The sequence below is a fragment of the Acinetobacter sp. P1(2023) genome, assembly GCF_028367635.1.
Classification (GTDB): domain Bacteria; phylum Pseudomonadota; class Gammaproteobacteria; order Pseudomonadales; family Moraxellaceae; genus Acinetobacter; species Acinetobacter pittii_E.
In genome coordinates, this window is sequence record NZ_JAQNDD010000002.1 from 178,539 (window position 1) to 198,623 (window position 20,085).

Sequence of the window (20,085 nt, forward strand, 5' to 3'; positions counted from 1 at the left end):
TTAAAATGATTGTAATGTTAAGGGTTAATTTTTTTACATCTATTAATTTCAACAATTTAATGTAAAAAGGTTTAGACCATGAAAAAGACTTTTTATTATTTATCAGCAATTGCTGTAGGATTATTTTCTCTCAATACAGCAAATGCCGCTACAGCAACAGGTACATTGACTGTTAGAGCGACAGTAACAAATAGCTGTGTTCTAAATACCTCAGCCACAGGCACAACCTCAAATGCAGTCTTAGACTTTGGAACATTAAGTTCACTTGCAAGCAATGTAGACGCAGATACCACAACCACAGGTGGTACTCCAATCAGAGTGCTTTGTAACAACACTGTGCCATGGACTTTATCATTTGATGGTGGTCAGAATGTTTTATCAACCCAACGTCGCATGATTGGTGGAGCAACCACTACAGAATATATTCCTTATAACCTATTCTCGGATACGGGACGTGCAACAGCAATTGGTATTGCCACAACTGCCTACAGCGGAACCGGCACGGGTAATGTTCAAACTGTAAATGTGTATGGCCGTATTCCTGCCGGGACGACTTTACCAAGTGCCGGTAGTTATTTAGATACAGTAACAGTGACCGTAACTTATTAATTTTTATAAATAAGAAATACTGTTAGCCCTTTTAAAGGGCTAATGCTTTAAAAGATTTATTTGGGCAAGTCATGAAAAAAAATATCTTTATTATTACGAGTTTATTCTTATCTCTATCTAGCGCTTTGAGTGCGGCTACAATCCGAATTTCACCTGTGAATGTAGAAATATTGAGTAATCAGAGTGCTTCTTCGATTAGTTTATTTAACCAGTCGAATGAAAGTACTGATTTGCAGATTCGTGTGTTTGAATGGAAGCAGAAGGATGGACAAGATCAACTTATCCCGACAGATGAGATCGCGATTAGTCCGCCGTTTTTAAAATTAAAACCGAATGATTCTTATAATTTGCGTGTTGTCAGAATTAATCCGGCAGCGATTACTGGTGAAAAAACCTATCGTATTATTATTGATGAGTTGCCAAAACCCGCGGATAGTCGTAAAGCAGCTCAAGGAATAAATGTATTACTACGTTCGTCATTGCCTGTATTTGTAGTAGATAAAGACGCGATTACTAAACTAAATTGGAAAATTGATCCTAATCAGAAATCACCTTCTTTAAATATTAGCAATATTGGAAATCGACATGCGCTTTTAAATAATTTAATGCTTGTTGATACGACAGCGAAAAAAAGTTATCCGATTAAAGTAAACACCGTAAATGGCTATATTCTTGCGGAGCAGAACCGAAGTTACACTATTAATAATTTTACATATCAGCCAACTCATAAATACAGTGTGTCTCTGACAGTTAATGGTAAGAAAACAACACTTTAAGAGGCTTATATGAAATACATTATAGGTGTCTTATGTGTTGCATATCTTCCTGCATATTCTTTTGCTGAGCAACTTCAAGATCATACGAACACAGTAACTCCTCGTGTTCCGGATGCTGTAAATAGCAACAATGAATATGCGCAAGCGAAGGGTGATAAACAGGAACAAGATCTTAACTTTACTCAGCTTTTTTTAAATATTTCTATCAATGCAAATGCTTCTGAAGACTTGGTTGCTGTCAAGCAATCTAAACATGGCAAGTTATATATCCGTGCCCGTGACTTAAAAGCTTTAAGGCTGAAAATGGATGAGCAGACTGCGGACAGTCAATTGGTATGTATTAATGATCTAAAAGGAATCCAGTTTAAATATCTAGAGAATGAGCAGTCTTTAAATTTGCAAGTTCCGTCAAACATGTTGACGGGTTATGCAGTGGACCTCAATGGTCAGCAGATTACTAGCCCGCATTTACTTAAGATGAAACCGTTAAACGCGGCTATTCTTAACTATAGCCTGTATAACAGTATAACCAATGACGAAAATACATTTTCAGGTTCGGCTGAGGGAATTTTTAACAGCGCGATTGGTAACTTTTCGTCAGGGGTTTTATATAACGGAAGTAATGAAGATAGTTATAGCCATGAAAAATGGGTACGCCTAGAAAGTAAGTGGCAATATGTCGACCCTGAAAAGATCAGGATTTATACCCTAGGGGATTTTATTTCTAATAGTCCCGACTGGGGTAGTAGTGTACGCCTTGCAGGCTTCCAGTGGTCGAGTGCTTACACCCAGCGCGGTGATATTGTCACCTCGGCACTCCCGCAATTTTCTGGTTCGGCTGCACTGCCTTCAACTTTGGATTTATACGTCAACCAGCAAAAGATTTATTCAGGATTAGTACCTTCAGGTCCATTTGACATTAAACAGCTCCCGTTTATTTCAGGCAACGAAGTCACGCTAGTGACCACGGATGCAACAGGACAGCAGAGCATTACCAAAAAGCCTTACTATTTTTCATCCAAGATTTTGGCAAAAGGTATTAATGAGTTCTCTGTGGATGTCGGTGTTCCTCGTTATAACTATGGTCTTTATTCAAATGATTACGACGATGCCACCTTTGCATCAGGTGCAATCCGTTACGGCTATAGCAATTCACTGACTTTAAGCGGGGGTGTGGAGGCTTCAACAGATGGCCTGTCGAATCTCGGCACAGGTTTTGCCAAGAACCTATTTGGTTTTGGAGTGATTAATGCCGACATTGCAGCGAGCCACTATAAAGATGAAAACGGCTATTCTGCCTTGTTGGGTTTAGAAGGGCGCATCAGTAAAAATATTTCATTTAACACCAGTTACCGTAAAGTATTTGATAACTATTTTGACCTTGCCCGTGTGTCTCAAGTCAGATATTTAAAAGATAACCAGATTAATGCCGAGTCACAAAACTATCTGAGCTACAGTGCACTGGCAGATGAGATTTTTAGGGCAGGGATTAACTACAACTTTTACGCAGGCTATGGGGCTTATCTGGGATATAACCAGATCAAATATAGCGAAAATTCCTATAAATTACTGTCTGCCAACTTAAGCGGAACTCTTAATAAAAACTGGGGATTTTATACTTCTGCCTATAAAGATTATGAAAATAATAAGGATTATGGCGTTTACTTTGCGCTGCGGTATACACCGTCTAACAAACTCAATGCGATCACAAGTGTATCAAATGAGAGTGGCAGACTGAGCTACCGTCAAGAAATATTCGGTTTATCAGAACCGAAAATCGGTTCATTTGGATGGGGTGGTTATGTTGAGCGAGATCAGGATGCACATGAAAATAATGCTTCGATTTATGCCTCTTACCGTGCCCGTGCTGCTTACCTGACAGGACGTTATAACCGATTTGGAGATAACGATCAGGTTGCACTTTCAGCAACAGGTTCACTGGTTGCGGCAGCGGGACGTATATTTGCGGCCAATGAAATTGGAGACGGTTATGCAGTTGTCACCAATGCTGGACCGCGAAGCCAGATTTTAAATGGTGGGGTTAATTTAGGTTTTACTGATAAGTCTGGAAGATTTTTGATTCCTAGCCTTATGCCGTATCAAGAGAACCATATTTATTTAGATCCGTCTTATCTTCCTTTAAATTGGAGCGTTAAGGCGACAGATCAAAAATCAGTGGTCGGCTATCGCCAAGGAACCCTAGTTGACTTTGGTGCTCATCAGGTTATTTCAGGATTAGTAAAACTTGTTGATCAAAACAATTCACCATTATTGCCAGGTTATACGGTTCAAATTAATGGGCAGCAGGATGGGGTTGTTGGCTATGACGGTGAAGTATTTATTCAAAACTTATTAAAGCAAAACAAACTTGAAGTCGATCTTATGGATCATGGTTCGTGCCAAGTTGACTTCACCTATAACAGTAATCAGTACTCAACTAAGAAATTGGGACCTTATGTATGTCGATAAGTATTTTTGATAAGGCTCAAATAGAGAGCTGCAAGAAATTTCCATTGTTTTTGAAATACCTCATCGGTATTTGCTTATTTTATCTCGGTTATGCATTTTTTAGTCCAGCACATGCTGCTTGTACGGTAAGTGGAACCACCAATAATACTTTTATCTATACGGCAGCAAATATTAATAGTGATGCAACTGTAAACCTTTCAGGAACAATTACTTGTACAAATTTGGGACTTCCCCAGATTTCTGCTTATATGTGTATGAAAACTGTCTTTACTGGAACAACAAATAGCCATAATAATGTTTCACTACCTTATACAGTAGCGGGTACAGTAGGTGGAGCAGGTTCTACCACCACAAACCAAACCTCCAATGTTTGGTATGGTCCAGTAAGAACGGTTGCTTCAAATAATATTGTTAACTACTCGGTAAATGTGAAAGTGCCTGCCCGAACAGGTTCACTTATTGCCTATCCTCAAGGAACATATACGGCTACGGTGCGGCTATATTGGGATATGGATGCTCTGGGCTTAATATGCGGTGATTTAATTGGTGGCTGGGATTCTGGCGATACATTACTAACAGCGAACTTTGTGGTTCCAAGTCTGTGCCAATTAAACTCAACTTCAAATGTTGATTTTGGCAATATTAATGATATCGGTATTACTAAGAAAGATTACACAGCTCAAGGTGCTGTAAATACAACTTGTAATTTTGGAACGCCATACAGTATTTATTTAGGAGATGGCAATAACCGTATCACTGGTGGGTTCAGGCGTATGGTTAATAGTAATAATGAATTTATTCCGTATCAGTTATATAAAGACTCTAACTATAGTACGGTGTGGGACGCTACAGGTGGCGTAACCAGTGTTGGGGGAACGGGAGGAGTCTCAAAAACGGGTACAGGCAGTGCTCAAAGTACACCTGTTTATGGAAAGATTCCGCAAGGTACTTCCATCGCAAGTAGACCGGGCACTTATTCTGATAGTGTTGTTGTGACAGTGACTTATTAATTTTTTTAATCTACGCGCAGATCTTTTCACTGAAGGGATATGCGTAATTTCAATATATTTTCATTCTTTGAAACTTACCTGTCATCAAAAAAAGTTTGACTTGAAAATACATACTGTATATTTATTGATTAGTTCTAAAAAAGAACTAGAAGAGAGTACAGGCAATTAAATAAAGGTGAATAAATGTCAGATCGTCCTTTGATTGCATTAGGGTATAAAAAATAAACAAGGTGAAATGTCTATGACATCAGCAACACTAGATAAAAAACAAGATTGTGTGGTTGTTATTGGCGTCGGGGCATCACAAGGGATTGGTGCAGCCGTGTGTCGTCTTTTCGCCAAAGAAGGTTTAAAAGTTTATGTTGCTGGGCGTACTTTCCAGAAAATTGAAGCAGTGGCTTCAGAAATCCATTCCAATGGTGGAGATGCTGTAGCGTTCCGTCTGGATGCAGAAGATATAAAGCAAGTACAGGCCTTGTTTGACACCATCACTAGTCAGAATGAGCGTATTACTGCTGTCATTCATAATGTGGGCGGAAATATTCCTTCGATCTTTTTACGCAGTCCATTGTCGTTTTTTACTCAAATGTGGCAATCCACTTTTTTATCGGCCTATTTAGTTTCTCAAAACTGTCTAAAAATATTTAAAGACCAAAATCACGGTACGCTTATTTTTACTGGAGCGAGTGCTTCATTGCGCGGCAAACCTTTTTTTGCTGCCTTTACCATGGGTAAATCTGCTTTGCGAGCTTATGCTTTAAATCTCGCTCAAATTTATAAATCACAAGGCATCCATATTGCTCATGTGATTGTTGATGGAATGGTCGATGGCGATAGAGTCAATAAAGCCTTATTAGGGCTGGGGCGTTTAGTCCGCCTTACGCGTGGCACGGGTGGCCTCAATATCGATGCGATTGCAGAAAACTATTGGATGCTTTACCAACAAACTCCAAAGCTTTGGACACATGAACTAGATTTACGCCCTTATCAAGAAAAGTTTTGAGAGACTAAAATGCTAAAAAAAATATTTCAAAGATTTCAAAAAAAGCAGGGCTGTGTAGTGGTCGCGGGCCATGACCTACAACTGATTGAGCGTGATTTTATAATTTTAGATAAAAATGGGCACTTCCCATTACACCTTTATCAGGTTGTGCATGATTCAGCCGTGCAGAATATGAAAATTCATTCTATAAATGATGGCGTGACCGCAGTTCACTTAAACTTGGTGAATGCAGATCATTTAAAAAGCTTGGTGCGTTATATTTCCAGCCATGGACATACTATTGAGCTCTGTGTATTTCAGCCAAGTTTCTCATCTTCATCAAACATCGAAGCGTTATCTTTAGAAGAAATTGAACATAGCTGGCAGACCACAGGTTTAAGTGCAGTGAGTGTAGCGCAAGCCGTGATTAAGCCGATGCTCAAACAACAGCAAGGGACCCTTATTTTTCTTGGCGCACCCTCTAGTCAGTCGACTCAATACGATGTGTTAGGCCAAAGTATGTTTGCGGGTATTCGCGCTTTATCGCAGTCATTGGCAAGAGAGTTTCAGCCTAAAGGTATTCATGTTGCTTATTGCATGGTTGAAAAATGGGAGGGGCAAAATCAGCACTTTACCTCATCTCTTAAGCAAGTCTGTCAGCACATCTATCAGCAGCCTGTTTCGGCATGGAGCCAAGAACTTAGCTTGGCTTGAAATTGGCTTGTTCAACATTCTCAACTTAAAGCAACTGATAAAAGCTTTAGTAAGATGTTGAATAAAATTAAGTTAAGAGAATGAAAAACAATAATTATTTAACTGTTTTCTAGCCAATATCACATTGACACCTAAAACCGCTCCGATTATTCTTTGCCTGCTGGCCACATTGCCAGTCGGTTTTAGCAGACCGTTTTCATCTAGTACATCAAAAAAGAAATTTTTTGGTGTCGAACTCGTTCGACCCCCTTCGTAGCGGTAGGACGGAGGAGGGACGCCTTCGGGCGTGCCGGTTCCTAGATGACTGGTCTGCTAACCCTTCTTCGTTCTGCCACCATAATCATTTAGCAGTGATTTGGCAGAACTTCTATTTCATCTAGGAGTCCGCTATGCGTACTAATTCTTTTTCTTTATTGGCTTTTGCCAAAGTCTTTCTATTTGTCTCATGTAAACGGTCTTTAAAAGGTTTAATCAACACAAGGTTTTCTACGCCTTAAGAATCGTTACGACTAAAAATCATAGCAACAATAAACCTGAGATAGGCGACACACCTTTTTCGTGCGGCTTTTGCATGCCTGTTTTTAGCGCTCAATTTAAGAGTGACGGCATTTCTATCTCATTTACATACAACAAAAAATTATTTTAAACGGTATAAAAATGCCAAATTTAGAAGCATCATTTAGAGCACTTCGCGTGCTCCACGCGGCAAAAGATTTATTTAATCAACATGGGTTTTACATCGGGGTCGATCGAATTGTTGAGGAAGCCAAAATTCCCAAAGCCACTTTTTATAACTATTTTCATTCCAAACAAAGGCTCATTCAGATGAGCTTAACTTTTCAAACAGATGCATTAAAACATGAGGTGTTTTCTATCATTCACTCGTACCGTGAACTCATGGCCTTCGATCAGCTCAAGAAAATTTACTTTTTACATGCAAACTTAGAAGGCTTTTATCGTTTGCCATTTAAAGCCATTTTTGAAATTGAAAAGCTTTATCCCGTAGCCTACAAAGTCGTTAGCGACTATCGAAACTGGTTCATTAAAGAAATTCATAAACTGCTTTTAACCGTAAAGCCTGCCGCTACAGTTGAAGATGCCTACATGTTTTTGTTTGTAATTGATGGGGCAATGGTCCAGCTTTTAAGTGCAGATAAGATCGATGAAAGAGATAAATTATTAGAATATTTTATGTTGACACTTACTTAGGTTGATTAATACTCTAGTGTTTAACTTATAGAAAAGCCCTCCTAAGAGGGCTTTTTCAACTTAATTGAGCTTTAAAAGTCAAAAGATGTTTGTAGATAGAACGTACGTGGCTGGCCTACATACTTACCGCCCGTAGAGTCTGTTGAGCGAGTAAAATATTGCTTATCAAAGACGTTTTTGATTCCACCAGCGATTTTTAAACCTTTAACTTGTGAACTTAAGTCATAAGAGGTACGTAGCGCAAAAGTGGTGTAACCCGGAATATCTCCGTATTTGCCATCCGCAGTTTCTTCTGTTTGATAGACATCACTATCAGGAACATCTGGTGAATGCTGCTTAGACTGAGCAAACATATCGGCATTTAAAGACCATTTATCCACGGTATAACCTAACCCAACATTACCGACATGGCGTGAGTAAAACGGTAGGTCTTTATCTTTAAATTGACCCGCTTCAGCAACTGCTTTGGTAAAAGTATAGTTTCCATATACTTTTAAGCCTTCTAACGCATCTGTTAAATGACCGAAATCATAACTAATACCTGTTTCGACACCTTTATGGCTAGTTGCACCTAAATCTGTCCAGATTCCGTTATTTCCAGCATCACGTACCAATGAAAGCTCTTTATCAAAGTCTAGGTAGAACACCGTAAATTCGGCGTTTAACCCATTACCTAGATATTTAGTACCAATTTCATAGTTATTAGACTTTTCAGGATGTAAGCCATCGGTTGTAGCAGTCGCAGTGGTTCCTTCAAGACGTGCTAATTGGCTGTATTGCTGTGGCCCGAAAGATACACCTGCGTTTGCAAATATATTCCAGTTTTCATTTGCCGAGTACATTACAGATAAACTTGGTAAAAATTCGTCTGAATCAATTTTTGGATGAACCGTATTCGCTAGCCCATTTTTATCATAACCAGTGAAGCTATTATGAGTTTCGATTGATTCGAAACGTACGCCCGGTGTGATGGTCCAGCGGCCGAGTTCCATACGGTTATCAACATATACCGCATGCGCTTTGGTGCCGCCTTCGCTGCTACTACGTGGAGCAAAATCTGGGGCTGATGAACCAGCAGCATAAGAAGCAGTACGCCCAGCAAACTCAGAGCTTTCTTCTTTTAAGTAGCGATAACCCACTGTTACTTCATTTTGAGTATTACCTAGTTGATAAATACGAGAGTAACGCGGTTCAATCGCATAGACTTTATAATCACGTGGAGCAGAGTCGAGACGCTTGTCACCACTCGCTAAAGTGGTTTCAAGATTACTTGTACGGAAAGAGTCGATGTAGTAACTCAGAACTTCGAAGTTATTTTTTTCATCTTTATGGTTATAACGTAAAGAGACATCTGTACGTCGACCTGCAAAATAGTTTTTTTCACCAGAGGACTGATATGGGTTTTCAGCATATTGCGCTTGAGTTAAACCCTCTGGCATTTCGCCACGACCTTCATAGTGATGCAGATTTAAAGCAACCGAGTCTTTATCATTAAATTGATAAGCAGACTTTAGCATTACATCATCGATATCAATCTTGTTATTTGCTTCTCGATAACCGTTACCTTTAGTCCCTGAATATAACAGGGCAAGGCCTAAGCCATTATCTAAAGTTCCACCCACAAATAGATTAGGGCTGAGCTTTACTTGGTCCGTGCCAGAGGCATATTCTGAAGTTAAGCTAACAGTTCCACTAAAATCTTGAGGAATTGATCGAGTGGCAAAGTTAATAATTCCACCTACGTTTTGTGGTCCAAAACGAACCGATCCCGCACCACGCACGACGTCAACTGACTCAATATTACCAATTGAAACAGGAGCTAAAGATAATTGTGGCTGACCATAAGGTGCAAATGAAAGCGGGACGCCGTCTACTAAAACTGTTGAACGAGGTGATAGGCGAGATGCTAGACCACGGACACCAATATTGAGTGAAACATCACTACCACCTGTTCCGCTGCTATCTTGAGCTTGAACTCCAGGAATTTGTTTTAATGCTTCTCGAATTGAAGTTGCAGCTGTTTCATCCAAACGTTTGCGGTCAACAATAGTTCGAGCGCCAGCATGTTTGTGAACGGTTTCAGCATTAGCTTCTTCTAGCCAGTTACCTTGCGCCTTAATGGTGATGGTCGGTAATGCACTGGTAGTTGTATCTTCAGCATGAGTAGGAAGTGCTAAATAAGTACACGCAATTCCGATTGCATAGCTAAGTGTAGAAACTTTGAACTTAAAATTTGGGAGTGAAAGAGCAGATGAGCGGTCCATGTTGATGTATCGAAATCCTAAACGATAATTATAATCATTATAGCGAAAAAGTAACAAAATTTTATAAAATGGTTCATGTTTTTTTCTAAGAATTTTAAATAAATTCTAAAAGATTGGATTCAAATTATGATCATTTTAATTATTTTTATATAAGAATATAAATATTATCTAAAATAAATTTGTATAGAAAGCAAGGTAATAGAGTGCTTATGGCAGAGCTTTATTTTGTTTGATGATCTCTACTAACTTTTCACATGACTGATTTACTTTTGATATAGGTGTGGTTGCAACACCTAACATTAAACCTGAAACAGCATTTTTAGGGTCTTGATACCAGAGTGATAATGGAACAGGAGCCAGATTAAAAGCTAATGCTTCATGAGCAATTTTTTGATCAGATAAAGAAGTAGGTAAGTCAATAAGAACTGATAAACCTGCGGTAAAGGTTTGTAGATTAAATTGGTTTAAACACTTTATTAATTCATCTCGCTGAGCACTATAAGTTCTTTTTGTCCGTCTTAAATGTCTTAAAAAATGACCTTCATGCATAAACTCTTGAATCGAAAGTTGTAAAGATGGAGAGGGAGCGGGTACTAAAGTGGCTGTGGTTTCTGCAAAGTCATTAATCATATGAAAAGGCACAACGGCAAAACCAATCCGTAATTTGGGGCTGATTGTTTTACTAAAGCTTCCTAAGTGAATCACTCTTCCTGTCGTATCTAATGAAAATAAAGCAGGTGCTGCTCGGCCATCTAACTGTAATTCTCCTAAATAATCATCTTCAATAATCCAGCTTTTGTTTTGGTTAGCCCAATCTAGTAGCTTTAATCGTCTAGTTAAAGAAAGGGACATTCCTAAAGGTGCTTGCTGTCCGGGCGTAACTAATGCAAGAGAAGCATGAGGTGCATTTTTCATTGCAAACTCTACGTCGATCCCATCTTGATCGACGGGAATTGGGCATAACTCCATTCTTCCCACTTCAAGGGCATGCTTAGAAAAAGGAAAACCAGGATCTTCAACCCAAGCTTTTTTTCCTGCTAATCCTAAAACATGTAATGTAAGACCAAGCCCTCCAGAAAAACCTGAAGTAATAAATACTTGATCAGGAGTACATTGAATTCCTCTCGATAAAGCCAAATAAGCAGCAATTTCTCGGCGAAGAGCATATTCTCCTCGCGGGTCAGGATAATTGGGCCAACCACTCGATTCATTACGTACAGATCTAGATCTGATTTTTGCAAATAATTTTGCAGGAAAAATTTCTTTTGCGGGAATACCTAATTGAAAAATCCCCTGCACAGATGTCATATCTAAGTACATCTGTGTAAACGAACTATTTTTATGACTATCTTGAGTAGAGGGTAATTTAACTGTTTGGTAGGCAACACGTGTACCTTGTGATCTAGAAGCAATAATAAATTGACCATCGGCAAGTCTTTCATAGGCAACTTTTACAGTACCTCTAGAAACGCCAAGTTGACTAGCCAAATCTATCCATGACGGTAAACGATCACCTTGTTGTAGAGTTCCAGAAATAATGGCTTGTTCAATCCCAAGGCGTATTTGTTCTGCTAAGGGTGTCTTTAATTGGCGATCTAATTTAATTTTGAGCTGTTGGTACATGCGTGGTACAGCCTTTTAGTACATTTTTGGTTCATGAATTTATACTACGGATCTATAAAATAAAAACAACTCCCTAATTTTGTGTAGGTTTAATTTGAAATGGAAATGATCAAAAAAAGATTCTTTTTAAGTTTAGGTCTAATGCTTGTGAGTATTACACCCTCTATGGCACATGAATTAGTTGAAAAAGTTACACCTAATTTTGAACACACAATTCCTAATATACCGGGCAAATCTCTTATTGCTTTAGAAGTTGATTATCCACCAGGCGGAGCTTCAATTCCTCACACTCATGCGAAGTCATCTTTTATATATGCCTATGTAGTGGAAGGCAGCATTGAGTCTAAGGTGAATAATGAGAAGCCGAAAATTTATCAGGCTGGTCAGAGCTGGTTTGAAGAACCAGGAGCGGTTCATTCTATTAGTCGTAATGTAAGTAAGACTAAACCAGCAAAGTTATTAGCAGTATTTGTTGTCGATACTGACGATAAAGAATTAGTTACCCCAGTAAAATAGAAAGTGAATAGGTGTCTATTATGGTTCAACGTATTGATTATAATCAGGTCGCTCCAGCAGGTGTTAAAGCTCTAGGTGGTGTCTATAGCTATGTCATGCAAAGCGGTTTACCAACAGAATTAGTTGAATTGGTTTATCTACGGATATCGCAGATTAATAACTGTGCATATTGTTTGGATATGCATACCAGAGACTTAATCAAGAAAGGCGTAGCAATTGAGAAACTTGCTTTAGTTCAAGCTTGGCAAGAGGGTGGCCATCTCTTTGATGAAAGAGAAAGAGCAGCTTTAGCTTGGGCAGAGTCAGTAACTAAAGTGTCTACGATTGGTGTACCTGACGATGTTTATCAACTTGCTCATTCTGTATTTGAGGAAAAAGAACTGGTTGATTTGACGATAGCGATTAGTTTGATGAATGCATATAACCGTATGGCGATTAGTTTTAGAAATACTCCACAAGCTGCAAAGTAAAATTTAAAAAGCCCTCCTAAGAGGGCTTTGAATCTACCTAAAAGTAGGTTTTTCTAAAATTTTATAGACTTTTTCTTTATAGGCATCATTAGAAATCACACCTTTATCTCGCTGTTGTTTGAGCGATCTAAATTGTTGGTCACGAATTTCTCTTTGAATACCCACATGATCATGATTTCTAATGTAGTAAAGACTACGCTCATGATCACTCATATTTACTGTGTCATCAGTAAAAGAGGAAGGCCTCGTTTCATTTTCTTGATATTGTTTTGCAATTTCAAAAAAATCTACATTTTGTTGTTCACTCAGCTTTTGATCTTGAGAGTTTGCGTTCACTTCAAGCATGCTTTTATGCTGATTAAATTTAGGGCGGTTATATTCTTGTTTCGTTTGAAATGTGTTTGTTTCAGCAAATGCGGAAGAAGAAGAAAGCCCAATATTTAAAAATAAAAAAGTTAATAAAAATCTATTCATTTCTTTGGAAGTCCAATTGAAATTGAGTAAATCACTGTATTGTAACATTAAAATTTGGAATTTTGGGGCCGTTTTTTAGACCAGATGATCAATTGGTAAATAACCAAGGGATATATAGTGCTGTATATGAAGCTCTATTGATGACTTCAGATAAATATTAAGATTTAAATTAAAAAAATGTTCAATTCAAAGCACCTGTCTATTATCTAATTTAATTAATATTTATCTATCAATAATTTATTATTTATTGAAAGACTTGTAAGTGCCTAATTATTAAGTAAATCTAAACTATTCTGGTGTGACAATCGTTATTTAATTTGTTAGATTGTTTGGTTTTTATAAAAGTGGGCGGAATTTATGAAGACATTTTTAATTATTTCTTTATTGGGTTTTGGGCTAGTTGGTTGTGCCTCATCTACATATAATTCTCAAGAAAATTATTTAAATAAACCTCCAGTTGTCCCAGTCAATAAAGCATTTAATAGTTTTAAAACACCAGATCATGGACTTTTTACTGATCAAGATATCTATAATATGCCGGAAAATTCCAATATGAATTTCCGTTATGAAATTGCTTTTTAAAGCAAACCAATTAGTAAATTAACAAAAGGATGAGCAAAGGTGGCTTAACACCTTTGCTGACTCAAGATAATGAATAATCGATATCACCTTTAGGTAGTTTTTTAAATTTTAAACTGTTAAATTTTAATGATTGAAAAAAGGTACTTTATATGAAAAATTTTACTATTATTGCTTCTTTATTTTTGTTAGTTGGGTGTACTACAGGTCATAAACAAACTACTCCTGTTCAAGTGACTGATACTAAAATTACCTCAGAAGCTGAGAAATATAAAAAACAATATCAAAAGAAAATTTATAAAATATGGGATATTCCAAAGTCTTCTACAGGCATGAGTGCAAGTGTAAAAGTCTTTTTAACGAATAGTGGTGAAATTGAGCAAATTATTTTTTTAGATAAAGAAGAGCAAAAATTTAAAACAAGTATTGAAAAAGCGATATGGCGTGCAAGTCCATTTGTTTTACCCTCTAATCCTGAGGCAAGAAAGCAAGCAAGAAAATTCAATATGAAATTTCAAGCAAAATAAGTTAGTTATGTATAAACACTGAGAGCAGATTATAATTTTTAAGGGAAATTAAATTTGCTCTTTGGTTATTTATAGTATTGATATATGAGGTTTTAGCTGCGTTGAAGAGATCTTTAAGAGCTAAATTCAACTTCAAAAGTAGCAAGCTAACATTTCAGTCTAGTTAGAAAATAAGACATATTATTTATAAATTAAAAAAATATAAAAATTAATTACATTACTATCAAAAGGTAACATAAACAAAACTTTAAAAGAGTAAAAATCATTATAAAAAATAAGTGAATTTATAAAAATGTCTAGAAATATATGAGTGAAGTAATGAAATCTCATAGTGAGAGTAAAGCTACTAAAGTTGTAGCGTGGTGCATAATTTTATTCGGAATTGTTTTAGGAATAGCTTTTATTTTGTCATATGGTCAAGTTGAAACAAGAAATGATAATTTAGACATTATTCAAGTATGGTCCACAGAAATGATTACCATAGGTCTTTTTATTATATTTAATGGACTGTTGTTTGGTTATTTACTTCTAAAAATTAGTAGTATTTTGAATCATCTAGAAAATAATAAAAATTAAAAAATTTTATTGAGCAAAAATTATTAATAAATTGTAGCAAAGATTGAAAGTAAATTTTTCAAAAAAGATTTTTTATATAAGAATTAATGTGATTTATTTGGCATTTTGTTATTTGGTGTGTGATTGATTTTAATGTTAACTTGCAAAGTACCTATACTTTTTACATTCGGTTTATGAGTTTTACCCTATATTACATAAAAAAATAATAGATTAAAAAAGTATATGAATATACTCATAAGAAGATAGGAGGTTATGATGCCAAAATATCTAGCTATAGCGGATAAGGTTTATAAAAAAATTAAAAATGACAACTTGTTTTCTGATGACATGATAGAGAACTTAAATTGTTTGGTCGGTCTTATTCGTAATACCATAAAAGGGACTGAATTTAAATTAAAGTATAACTTTATTAATTTTGAAGACTGCTTAACCAAACCTACTGAGCAATGCTCAGTAAAAATTGATTTTAGTCTTATACCTAAATTTGAAAATGAAGGGGAATTTATTTTATGGTTAGCGGGATTTATTGAAAGGATCACTGAGGGTGGAAAACCTAAATTTCCGCCAATTTCACAGTTAGTGCCTCAAGGTTTTAGTTTGGGAAGTGAAAGTATTCCCGTAACCACTTTACCTGAAAAAGAAGAAAATGCAGAAATGATTGTTAATTATTTTAAATCAGATGATTATCTTAAAAATAATAAATTGCCCTCTTAAAATGTATAAAATTTATAAACCGCCTTTTATGGCGGTTTTTTTAGCAAATGTATCTTAAAGTGTCTGTTACACAAATGGTGAATGTTTAGGGTTGAATGTATCTTTCAATTATTTAAGCATGGAATAACACAAGTTAAGTAAAGGATAAATCTCATGATTGATGAAGAAAAACCCTTAAATTTTGACGATGATGAAGAACCTCTTGATTTTGCAGATGAAGAATTTATCGATGATAAAAAAGAGGATGAGTTATATAACACCATTACCAAAGATGGCTCTAGTGTAGACCCGGCCGATGATGGTGAGCGGCATATTCGCCCTGAAGATGGTGATCCGATAGAAGTTGAAGAGTAATCTATAGCCCAATTCAATATTGGGCATTTTAATTTTTAGCCTATTTTAAAGAGTAATCCATACTAGATATTGTTCTACCATTAATGACTTAAAAAATTTAGAGTTAAGTCATAAGAGTAGAGATGTTTGGCTATATCTTTCTAGAAAAAGTAAGATGATTGGGAATTAAATGCAAAAAATATTGGATTATCTTCGCAAACTTTTTACTGCTATGTCTCGGTCAAGTGATGCTAATAATAGTCTTATTGCTACAGCAACTGATAATGGCACTGAAGAAGTTGGTTTTGCCATTGATGAGATGTCTCTTAGTCAGGTCGGTATAAACCACATTTGTAATTTTGAAGGACTAAGACTCAACGCTTATGACGACGGAGTAGGCGTGTGGAGTATCGGTTATGGAACAACACGATATCCCAATGGTGTGAGCGTTCAAAAAGGTGACACATGTACCCTTGAGCAGGCTAAGGCTTATATGCAGCATGATTTAAAAATATTTGAACATGCCGTAAATAACGCTGTAAAAGTTCCTTTAAAACAAAATCAATTCGATGCATTAGTATCTCTAACCTACAACATTGGGACAGGTGCTTTTAAAAACTCAACCTTACTAAAAAACTTAAATTCAGGTGATTACAAAGAGGCTGCAAATCAGTTTGATGTATGGGTAAACGCAGGAGGTAAGCGTTTACCGGGATTGGTCAGACGGCGTGCCATGGAAAAGAAATTATTTTTATCTCCATAGCTTTATCTATAAAATTTTAGGCATAAAAAAAGCCTGATGCTACGAATCAGGCTTCAGTATTCATCGACAATAGGAGTTGATGAACAAGACCAATCTAACAGACCTGCTCTGTAAAGGCAAACTGAGGCTTGAATTGCTGAGTCAGCTAAAATTAAATTTTTCAGAATATACGCATTAAAAAAGCCCTTGCTCGAAAGCGAAGGGCTTAGTCATTCATTGATCTACCAATGAACTATATAAGGCTCATCTCATACTAAGAACAGTATAACTGAATTTAGGGGAGTAGAGAAGAAAACCTTTAAATAGCTTACTTATTCTATTTGTACTTAATTTATTGAGGCATATAGCAAGTTACATCAATAGTAAACCAAGACACAAAACTTGCACTTTGTATTCTGGAGTGTGTGGTATTTGTGTGTAAGCCCCGATTAGATTGGCTTTGGGAACGAAGCAATAGCGGTTAAATGATTCAAATAACGTTTGGAGTGAACATTTTGAAGAATCAGGGCGGATGTAAGCAAGGAAGTAAATAAATATGAATTTGATTAGATTAGAAGAACTCTCATTGATGAGTAATGCGGTTTTGACACCTCAATTAAACAATTGGCCATGTATACAATCAGCAAATTTAGAAGATACTGATTGTCAAAAGCATAGAGACAGTTTTTCTGAACAATCTGATAAAAAATTTCATAAAGAATGGCGAAAACAACAAAAGAAAATACTTAAAAATATTCCGAGTAATGCTGTGTTATTCAGTATGAATGACTCTATTTAGTCTAGACGTCAGACAATTTTATAAAGACATAAATTACAAGGATGAGCTGTTAGCTAAATAACTTTACGTAGCTACACTTGTTAGTCATAACTTCTTCTAGAGATACTGAAAATATTAATAAATAACGAATATGTAAGGTAAGACGGGCAAATAGAAAATAACAAAAAAGGCACTTCTGTAGAGGTAATTTATGGTTAATCTTCACCAGAAATCACTTTTTGATGTTCTGACTCAACATCAGGCTTATCTATATCGAGCATCCTCAAGATCGGTCAATGAGCTTCTTAATTTATTTAATTCCGAAACGGTTAACATGCTTACCAAGTTAAGTAATTTGTTAGATGGACTAAATGAAAAGGAAAAAACAGCGCTAGCAGGTGGGCTTTACTCAACAGCTCCATTAAAAGAGATACGTGCACTAATTTCTCAATGGTTTAATGTAACGAATGATGCACTGATTGATACGTTTACCGTCTCTGCTGTGGCATTGGCTGTCTATGAAGCCAGATATATGTCAAAAATTTTTGGTGGTAAACATAAAGAGTTAAAAGGTGAACAGCTCTATAAAGCTGCTAAACGTGTTCCTTTAGCAGGTGGCGCATTGGTAGATGAGTTGCTCTTGAAAATTGTAGAGGTGGCGCGTCAACGTGTCGAATATGCAATTCGGGATGGCCTTAATACTGGAGCCACAAATCAACAAATTATTCAAAGGATTCAGGGTACTAAACGCCTTAAATATGAAGATGGACTATTAAATAGCACAAAGGCGGATATTGAACGAACTGTACGTACAATTCGAAGCCATATATCCAATCAGGCCTATTTAAATAGCTATAAACAGTTAAAGTTTGAATATGTCAGATTTGTAAGTGTCCTTGATGGAAGAACCTCTAAAGTGTGTGCTGCACTTGATAGTAGTGTCTGGACCATCAATGATCCTACAAAGAAAGTTCCTCCTCTACATCCTCATTGTCGTAGTATTTTAATTCCAACACATGAAGATGGTCAGCTCGTTGGAAGTCGAGCTTTCATTATGGATGAAAGAAAATTTAAGGATATTCCTAAAAGTGAACGTGAACAATTAACTGGTCAATTAGATGCAAATACTTCTTTTAAAGAATTTTTTAAATTGACAGATGATTTTTTTCAAAAAGAGTGGCTAGGGCCTAAAAGGTATCAACTATATAAAGAAGGGGAATTCGATTTTGATAAGTTTTTTGATCCAGAAGGGCGATTATATACACTTGAGGAGCTTAAAGAACTGGATGAGCGGGCTTTTAAAGCTTTGGGATTGTGATTGAGGACAACAGCATTTGGATAGGATTTTTATTTTAAATAACCTTTTTGGTTTTAACTAAATATACACACTTAAACAATTAGTTGAAAAAGTTTCCATTATTTAGTCAGGTAGCATGTTAAGTTTTTCTCAATCATAAAAAGTTAAAAAGGATGAGAATATGAAATTTTCCTACCAAGATCTTGACGGAAATAATGTTGAAGTAGAATGTGAAAGTTATATCCATATCCCATCAGGAACGGCTTTAAAATCTACAGAAGCCAGCAATTATCATATTACTGAAAATTTTAGCTTCTATAAAAAAATAGAAGCTGATTCTGTACCCATCTATCGATTTGCTATTGATCGCAATTCTAATGTGTTTAACAGTGATGAACTTCCCGCACTGGCTCAAATCGGCAAAGATTGGAAAAATTTAGACTAGTTTTCAATCCTTCTAAAGCCCTCACCCGAGGGTTTTAGACTAAATTTTAAATGATTTATTTCTTTTTAAATACAAGCATTAAGCCTATTAAAATTGCCATCATTCCAATTAAACCTGCCAGTGGCAACTTATTTTTCAAAATTAGAAAATCTAAAATTGCAGTAACCACAGGGACTAAATAAAACAAGCTTGTAACATTTACAATATTGCCCTGACTTAGAAGTCGGTAAAGTAAAAGTTGAGCAACTACAGAAATTAAAATTCCAAGAAATAACACCGAAATAATGAGTTGTGAATTCCACGTTATTTCAAAATGTTCAAACGGAACTATAAATAAGCAAACGACAAGACTGACTACATATTGAAGCGGTAAGATCTCTGTTGGAGCTTGTTGAATATTCTTTTGCATGATGGCGCCAAACGTTATACAGATCAGTGCAGCTAAGGCAAAGAATATACCGATTGGAGCGATAAAAGACATAGTCAGACTTTTCCACACTAAAAGGATGAGTCCAGCTAAAGCAATAAATAGCCCTAATAATCTTTCTTTTTGTAAATTTTTTTCTAGAAGACAAAGTGTCAAGATTGGCTGTATTCCCATGATTGTTGCCATTAAACCAGGAGTAACCCCGTGAGCCATCGCTTTGAAATAACAAATTGAATAACCTGCAATTATGAGCAATCCAGTCAGTAAAACTTGCTTTCGAGTTCCGTACTTGGGTAAGAACCTTTTTCTGAAAATCGCAAGTAACAACAGAACAATCAAAGCGATAGAAAATCTTAGAATTAATAATGCTATGGGTGAGGCATTATCGAGTCCCCATCGAGTAAAAATCGCGGCACTTCCCCAAAGTAAAACGAAAATAGATGTTGCACTTGGTGATGCGAGTAGCTGTTTATTTAGGCGCATAAAACCTCCTCCTAGTGCGTAATATCTAAGAAATACGAAGTAATAAAATGATTTTTAAGTACAGTGAT

At 36.4% G+C, this 20,085-nt stretch carries 22 protein-coding genes; 18 read left to right on the top strand and 4 right to left on the bottom strand.

Annotation, left to right across the window (positions count from 1 at the left end):
* The first annotated feature begins 78 nt into the window (after nucleotides 1-78).
* From POD11_RS03910 to POD11_RS03940, 7 genes are all read left to right on the top strand, one after another.
* A complete protein-coding gene (locus POD11_RS03910) occupies nucleotides 79-609 on the top strand; it encodes a Csu type fimbrial protein (RefSeq protein WP_016140628.1) in 531 nt (176 codons plus the stop codon).
* A 71-nt stretch (nucleotides 610-680) separates the two neighbouring features.
* Nucleotides 681-1,385 (top strand): fimbrial biogenesis chaperone, encoded by a 705-nt coding sequence (locus tag POD11_RS03915; RefSeq protein ID WP_262456461.1) that lies wholly within the window; start codon nucleotides 681-683, stop codon nucleotides 1,383-1,385.
* Nucleotides 1,386-1,394: 9 nt separating this feature from the next.
* Entirely contained in the window at nucleotides 1,395-3,854 is a 2,460-nt protein-coding gene (locus POD11_RS03920; RefSeq protein ID WP_262456464.1) for a fimbria/pilus outer membrane usher protein, read from the top strand.
* Nucleotides 3,845-4,864, top strand: a complete 1,020-nt coding sequence (locus POD11_RS03925; RefSeq protein WP_262456467.1) for a Csu type fimbrial protein — start codon at nucleotides 3,845-3,847, stop codon at nucleotides 4,862-4,864. The genes POD11_RS03920 and POD11_RS03925 overlap by 10 nt, the downstream gene beginning before the upstream one ends.
* 241 nt (nucleotides 4,865-5,105) lie before the next feature.
* Nucleotides 5,106-5,867: an SDR family NAD(P)-dependent oxidoreductase gene (locus tag POD11_RS03930; RefSeq protein WP_262456468.1), complete on the top strand. Its 762-nt coding sequence runs from the start codon at nucleotides 5,106-5,108 to the stop codon at nucleotides 5,865-5,867.
* Nucleotides 5,868-5,876: 9 nt separating this feature from the next.
* Nucleotides 5,877-6,560 carry an SDR family NAD(P)-dependent oxidoreductase gene (locus POD11_RS03935; RefSeq protein ID WP_262456469.1) on the top strand — a complete coding sequence of 228 codons (684 nt, stop codon included), beginning with the start codon at nucleotides 5,877-5,879 and terminating at the stop codon, nucleotides 6,558-6,560.
* A gap of 657 nt (nucleotides 6,561-7,217) precedes the next feature.
* Entirely contained in the window at nucleotides 7,218-7,769 is a 552-nt protein-coding gene (locus POD11_RS03940) for a TetR/AcrR family transcriptional regulator (RefSeq protein ID WP_262456471.1), read from the top strand.
* A 71-nt stretch (nucleotides 7,770-7,840) separates the two neighbouring features.
* On the opposite strand, the gene POD11_RS03945 is transcribed toward POD11_RS03940, so the two are convergent.
* Nucleotides 7,841-10,033: a TonB-dependent receptor family protein gene (locus tag POD11_RS03945; RefSeq protein WP_262456472.1), complete on the bottom strand. Its 2,193-nt coding sequence runs from the start codon at nucleotides 10,031-10,033 to the stop codon at nucleotides 7,841-7,843.
* 207 nt (nucleotides 10,034-10,240) lie between these two features.
* Complete coding sequence (gene pdxR, locus POD11_RS03950; RefSeq protein WP_262456475.1) at nucleotides 10,241-11,656, bottom strand: MocR-like pyridoxine biosynthesis transcription factor PdxR; 1,416 nt, start codon at nucleotides 11,654-11,656, stop codon at nucleotides 10,241-10,243.
* Between the two features lie 141 nt (nucleotides 11,657-11,797).
* On the opposite strand from pdxR, the gene POD11_RS03955 reads away from it, so the two are divergent.
* Entirely contained in the window at nucleotides 11,798-12,172 is a 375-nt protein-coding gene (locus POD11_RS03955) for a cupin domain-containing protein (RefSeq protein WP_262456613.1), read from the top strand.
* A gap of 20 nt (nucleotides 12,173-12,192) precedes the next feature.
* The gene (locus POD11_RS03960; protein ID WP_262456477.1) at nucleotides 12,193-12,642 is read left to right on the top strand and encodes a carboxymuconolactone decarboxylase family protein; all 450 of its coding nucleotides are present in this window, start codon (nucleotides 12,193-12,195) and stop codon (nucleotides 12,640-12,642) included.
* 33 nt (nucleotides 12,643-12,675) lie between these two features.
* Here the strand turns inward: POD11_RS03960 and POD11_RS03965 are convergent, their stop codons facing one another.
* The gene (locus POD11_RS03965; protein ID WP_262456479.1) at nucleotides 12,676-13,164 is read right to left on the bottom strand and encodes a hypothetical protein; all 489 of its coding nucleotides are present in this window, start codon (nucleotides 13,162-13,164) and stop codon (nucleotides 12,676-12,678) included.
* A gap of 309 nt (nucleotides 13,165-13,473) precedes the next feature.
* On the opposite strand from POD11_RS03965, the gene POD11_RS03970 reads away from it, so the two are divergent.
* From POD11_RS03970 to POD11_RS04010, 9 genes are all read left to right on the top strand, one after another.
* Nucleotides 13,474-13,698: a hypothetical protein gene (locus tag POD11_RS03970; protein WP_016140637.1), complete on the top strand. Its 225-nt coding sequence runs from the start codon at nucleotides 13,474-13,476 to the stop codon at nucleotides 13,696-13,698.
* Nucleotides 13,699-13,847: 149 nt separating this feature from the next.
* Entirely contained in the window at nucleotides 13,848-14,222 is a 375-nt protein-coding gene (locus POD11_RS03975) for a TonB C-terminal domain-containing protein (RefSeq protein WP_262456481.1), read from the top strand.
* Nucleotides 14,223-14,528: 306 nt separating this feature from the next.
* The gene (locus POD11_RS03980) at nucleotides 14,529-14,798 is read left to right on the top strand and encodes a hypothetical protein (RefSeq protein WP_239969218.1); all 270 of its coding nucleotides are present in this window, start codon (nucleotides 14,529-14,531) and stop codon (nucleotides 14,796-14,798) included.
* Between the two features lie 255 nt (nucleotides 14,799-15,053).
* Nucleotides 15,054-15,512 carry a hypothetical protein gene (locus POD11_RS03985; RefSeq protein ID WP_016140640.1) on the top strand — a complete coding sequence of 153 codons (459 nt, stop codon included), beginning with the start codon at nucleotides 15,054-15,056 and terminating at the stop codon, nucleotides 15,510-15,512.
* Between the two features lie 153 nt (nucleotides 15,513-15,665).
* The gene (locus tag POD11_RS03990; protein ID WP_005073749.1) at nucleotides 15,666-15,866 is read left to right on the top strand and encodes a hypothetical protein; all 201 of its coding nucleotides are present in this window, start codon (nucleotides 15,666-15,668) and stop codon (nucleotides 15,864-15,866) included.
* Nucleotides 15,867-16,035: 169 nt separating this feature from the next.
* The gene (locus POD11_RS03995; protein ID WP_262456485.1) at nucleotides 16,036-16,608 is read left to right on the top strand and encodes a lysozyme; all 573 of its coding nucleotides are present in this window, start codon (nucleotides 16,036-16,038) and stop codon (nucleotides 16,606-16,608) included.
* A 535-nt stretch (nucleotides 16,609-17,143) separates the two neighbouring features.
* Nucleotides 17,144-17,386 (top strand): hypothetical protein, encoded by a 243-nt coding sequence (locus tag POD11_RS04000; RefSeq protein WP_262456488.1) that lies wholly within the window; start codon nucleotides 17,144-17,146, stop codon nucleotides 17,384-17,386.
* 190 nt (nucleotides 17,387-17,576) lie between these two features.
* The gene (locus POD11_RS04005; protein ID WP_262456490.1) at nucleotides 17,577-18,683 is read left to right on the top strand and encodes a minor capsid protein; all 1,107 of its coding nucleotides are present in this window, start codon (nucleotides 17,577-17,579) and stop codon (nucleotides 18,681-18,683) included.
* Between the two features lie 160 nt (nucleotides 18,684-18,843).
* Nucleotides 18,844-19,107 (top strand): hypothetical protein, encoded by a 264-nt coding sequence (locus POD11_RS04010; protein ID WP_262456492.1) that lies wholly within the window; start codon nucleotides 18,844-18,846, stop codon nucleotides 19,105-19,107.
* A 55-nt stretch (nucleotides 19,108-19,162) separates the two neighbouring features.
* On the opposite strand, the gene POD11_RS04015 is transcribed toward POD11_RS04010, so the two are convergent.
* Nucleotides 19,163-20,017 carry a DMT family transporter gene (locus POD11_RS04015; protein ID WP_262456494.1) on the bottom strand — a complete coding sequence of 285 codons (855 nt, stop codon included), beginning with the start codon at nucleotides 20,015-20,017 and terminating at the stop codon, nucleotides 19,163-19,165.
* Nucleotides 20,018-20,085: the final 68 nt, after the last annotated feature.

Excerpts from the sequence above, each read along its gene's own strand:
- POD11_RS03930 (WP_262456468.1), top strand. The coding sequence starts at position 5,106 with ATGACATCAGCAACACTAGATAAAAAACAAGATTGTGTGGTTGTTATT.
- POD11_RS03945 (WP_262456472.1), bottom strand. The coding sequence starts at position 10,033 with ATGGACCGCTCATCTGCTCTTTCACTCCCAAATTTTAAGTTCAAAGTT.
- POD11_RS03975 (WP_262456481.1), top strand. The coding sequence starts at position 13,848 with ATGAAAAATTTTACTATTATTGCTTCTTTATTTTTGTTAGTTGGGTGT.
- POD11_RS03920 (WP_262456464.1), top strand. The coding sequence starts at position 1,395 with ATGAAATACATTATAGGTGTCTTATGTGTTGCATATCTTCCTGCATAT.
- POD11_RS03955 (WP_262456613.1), top strand. The coding sequence starts at position 11,798 with ATGCTTGTGAGTATTACACCCTCTATGGCACATGAATTAGTTGAAAAA.
- POD11_RS03925 (WP_262456467.1), top strand. The coding sequence starts at position 3,845 with ATGTCGATAAGTATTTTTGATAAGGCTCAAATAGAGAGCTGCAAGAAA.
- POD11_RS03990 (WP_005073749.1), top strand. The coding sequence starts at position 15,666 with ATGATTGATGAAGAAAAACCCTTAAATTTTGACGATGATGAAGAACCT.
- POD11_RS04005 (WP_262456490.1), top strand. The coding sequence starts at position 17,577 with ATGGTTAATCTTCACCAGAAATCACTTTTTGATGTTCTGACTCAACAT.
- POD11_RS03970 (WP_016140637.1), top strand. The coding sequence starts at position 13,474 with ATGAAGACATTTTTAATTATTTCTTTATTGGGTTTTGGGCTAGTTGGT.
- POD11_RS03960 (WP_262456477.1), top strand. The coding sequence starts at position 12,193 with ATGGTTCAACGTATTGATTATAATCAGGTCGCTCCAGCAGGTGTTAAA.
- POD11_RS04010 (WP_262456492.1), top strand. The coding sequence starts at position 18,844 with ATGAAATTTTCCTACCAAGATCTTGACGGAAATAATGTTGAAGTAGAA.
- POD11_RS03935 (WP_262456469.1), top strand. The coding sequence starts at position 5,877 with ATGCTAAAAAAAATATTTCAAAGATTTCAAAAAAAGCAGGGCTGTGTA.
- POD11_RS03910 (WP_016140628.1), top strand. The coding sequence starts at position 79 with ATGAAAAAGACTTTTTATTATTTATCAGCAATTGCTGTAGGATTATTT.
- POD11_RS04000 (WP_262456488.1), top strand. The coding sequence starts at position 17,144 with ATGAATTTGATTAGATTAGAAGAACTCTCATTGATGAGTAATGCGGTT.
- pdxR (WP_262456475.1), bottom strand. The coding sequence starts at position 11,656 with ATGTACCAACAGCTCAAAATTAAATTAGATCGCCAATTAAAGACACCC.
- POD11_RS03985 (WP_016140640.1), top strand. The coding sequence starts at position 15,054 with ATGCCAAAATATCTAGCTATAGCGGATAAGGTTTATAAAAAAATTAAA.
- POD11_RS03995 (WP_262456485.1), top strand. The coding sequence starts at position 16,036 with ATGCAAAAAATATTGGATTATCTTCGCAAACTTTTTACTGCTATGTCT.
- POD11_RS03940 (WP_262456471.1), top strand. The coding sequence starts at position 7,218 with ATGCCAAATTTAGAAGCATCATTTAGAGCACTTCGCGTGCTCCACGCG.
- POD11_RS03965 (WP_262456479.1), bottom strand. The coding sequence starts at position 13,164 with ATGTTACAATACAGTGATTTACTCAATTTCAATTGGACTTCCAAAGAA.
- POD11_RS03980 (WP_239969218.1), top strand. The coding sequence starts at position 14,529 with ATGAGTGAAGTAATGAAATCTCATAGTGAGAGTAAAGCTACTAAAGTT.
- POD11_RS03915 (WP_262456461.1), top strand. The coding sequence starts at position 681 with ATGAAAAAAAATATCTTTATTATTACGAGTTTATTCTTATCTCTATCT.
- POD11_RS04015 (WP_262456494.1), bottom strand. The coding sequence starts at position 20,017 with ATGCGCCTAAATAAACAGCTACTCGCATCACCAAGTGCAACATCTATT.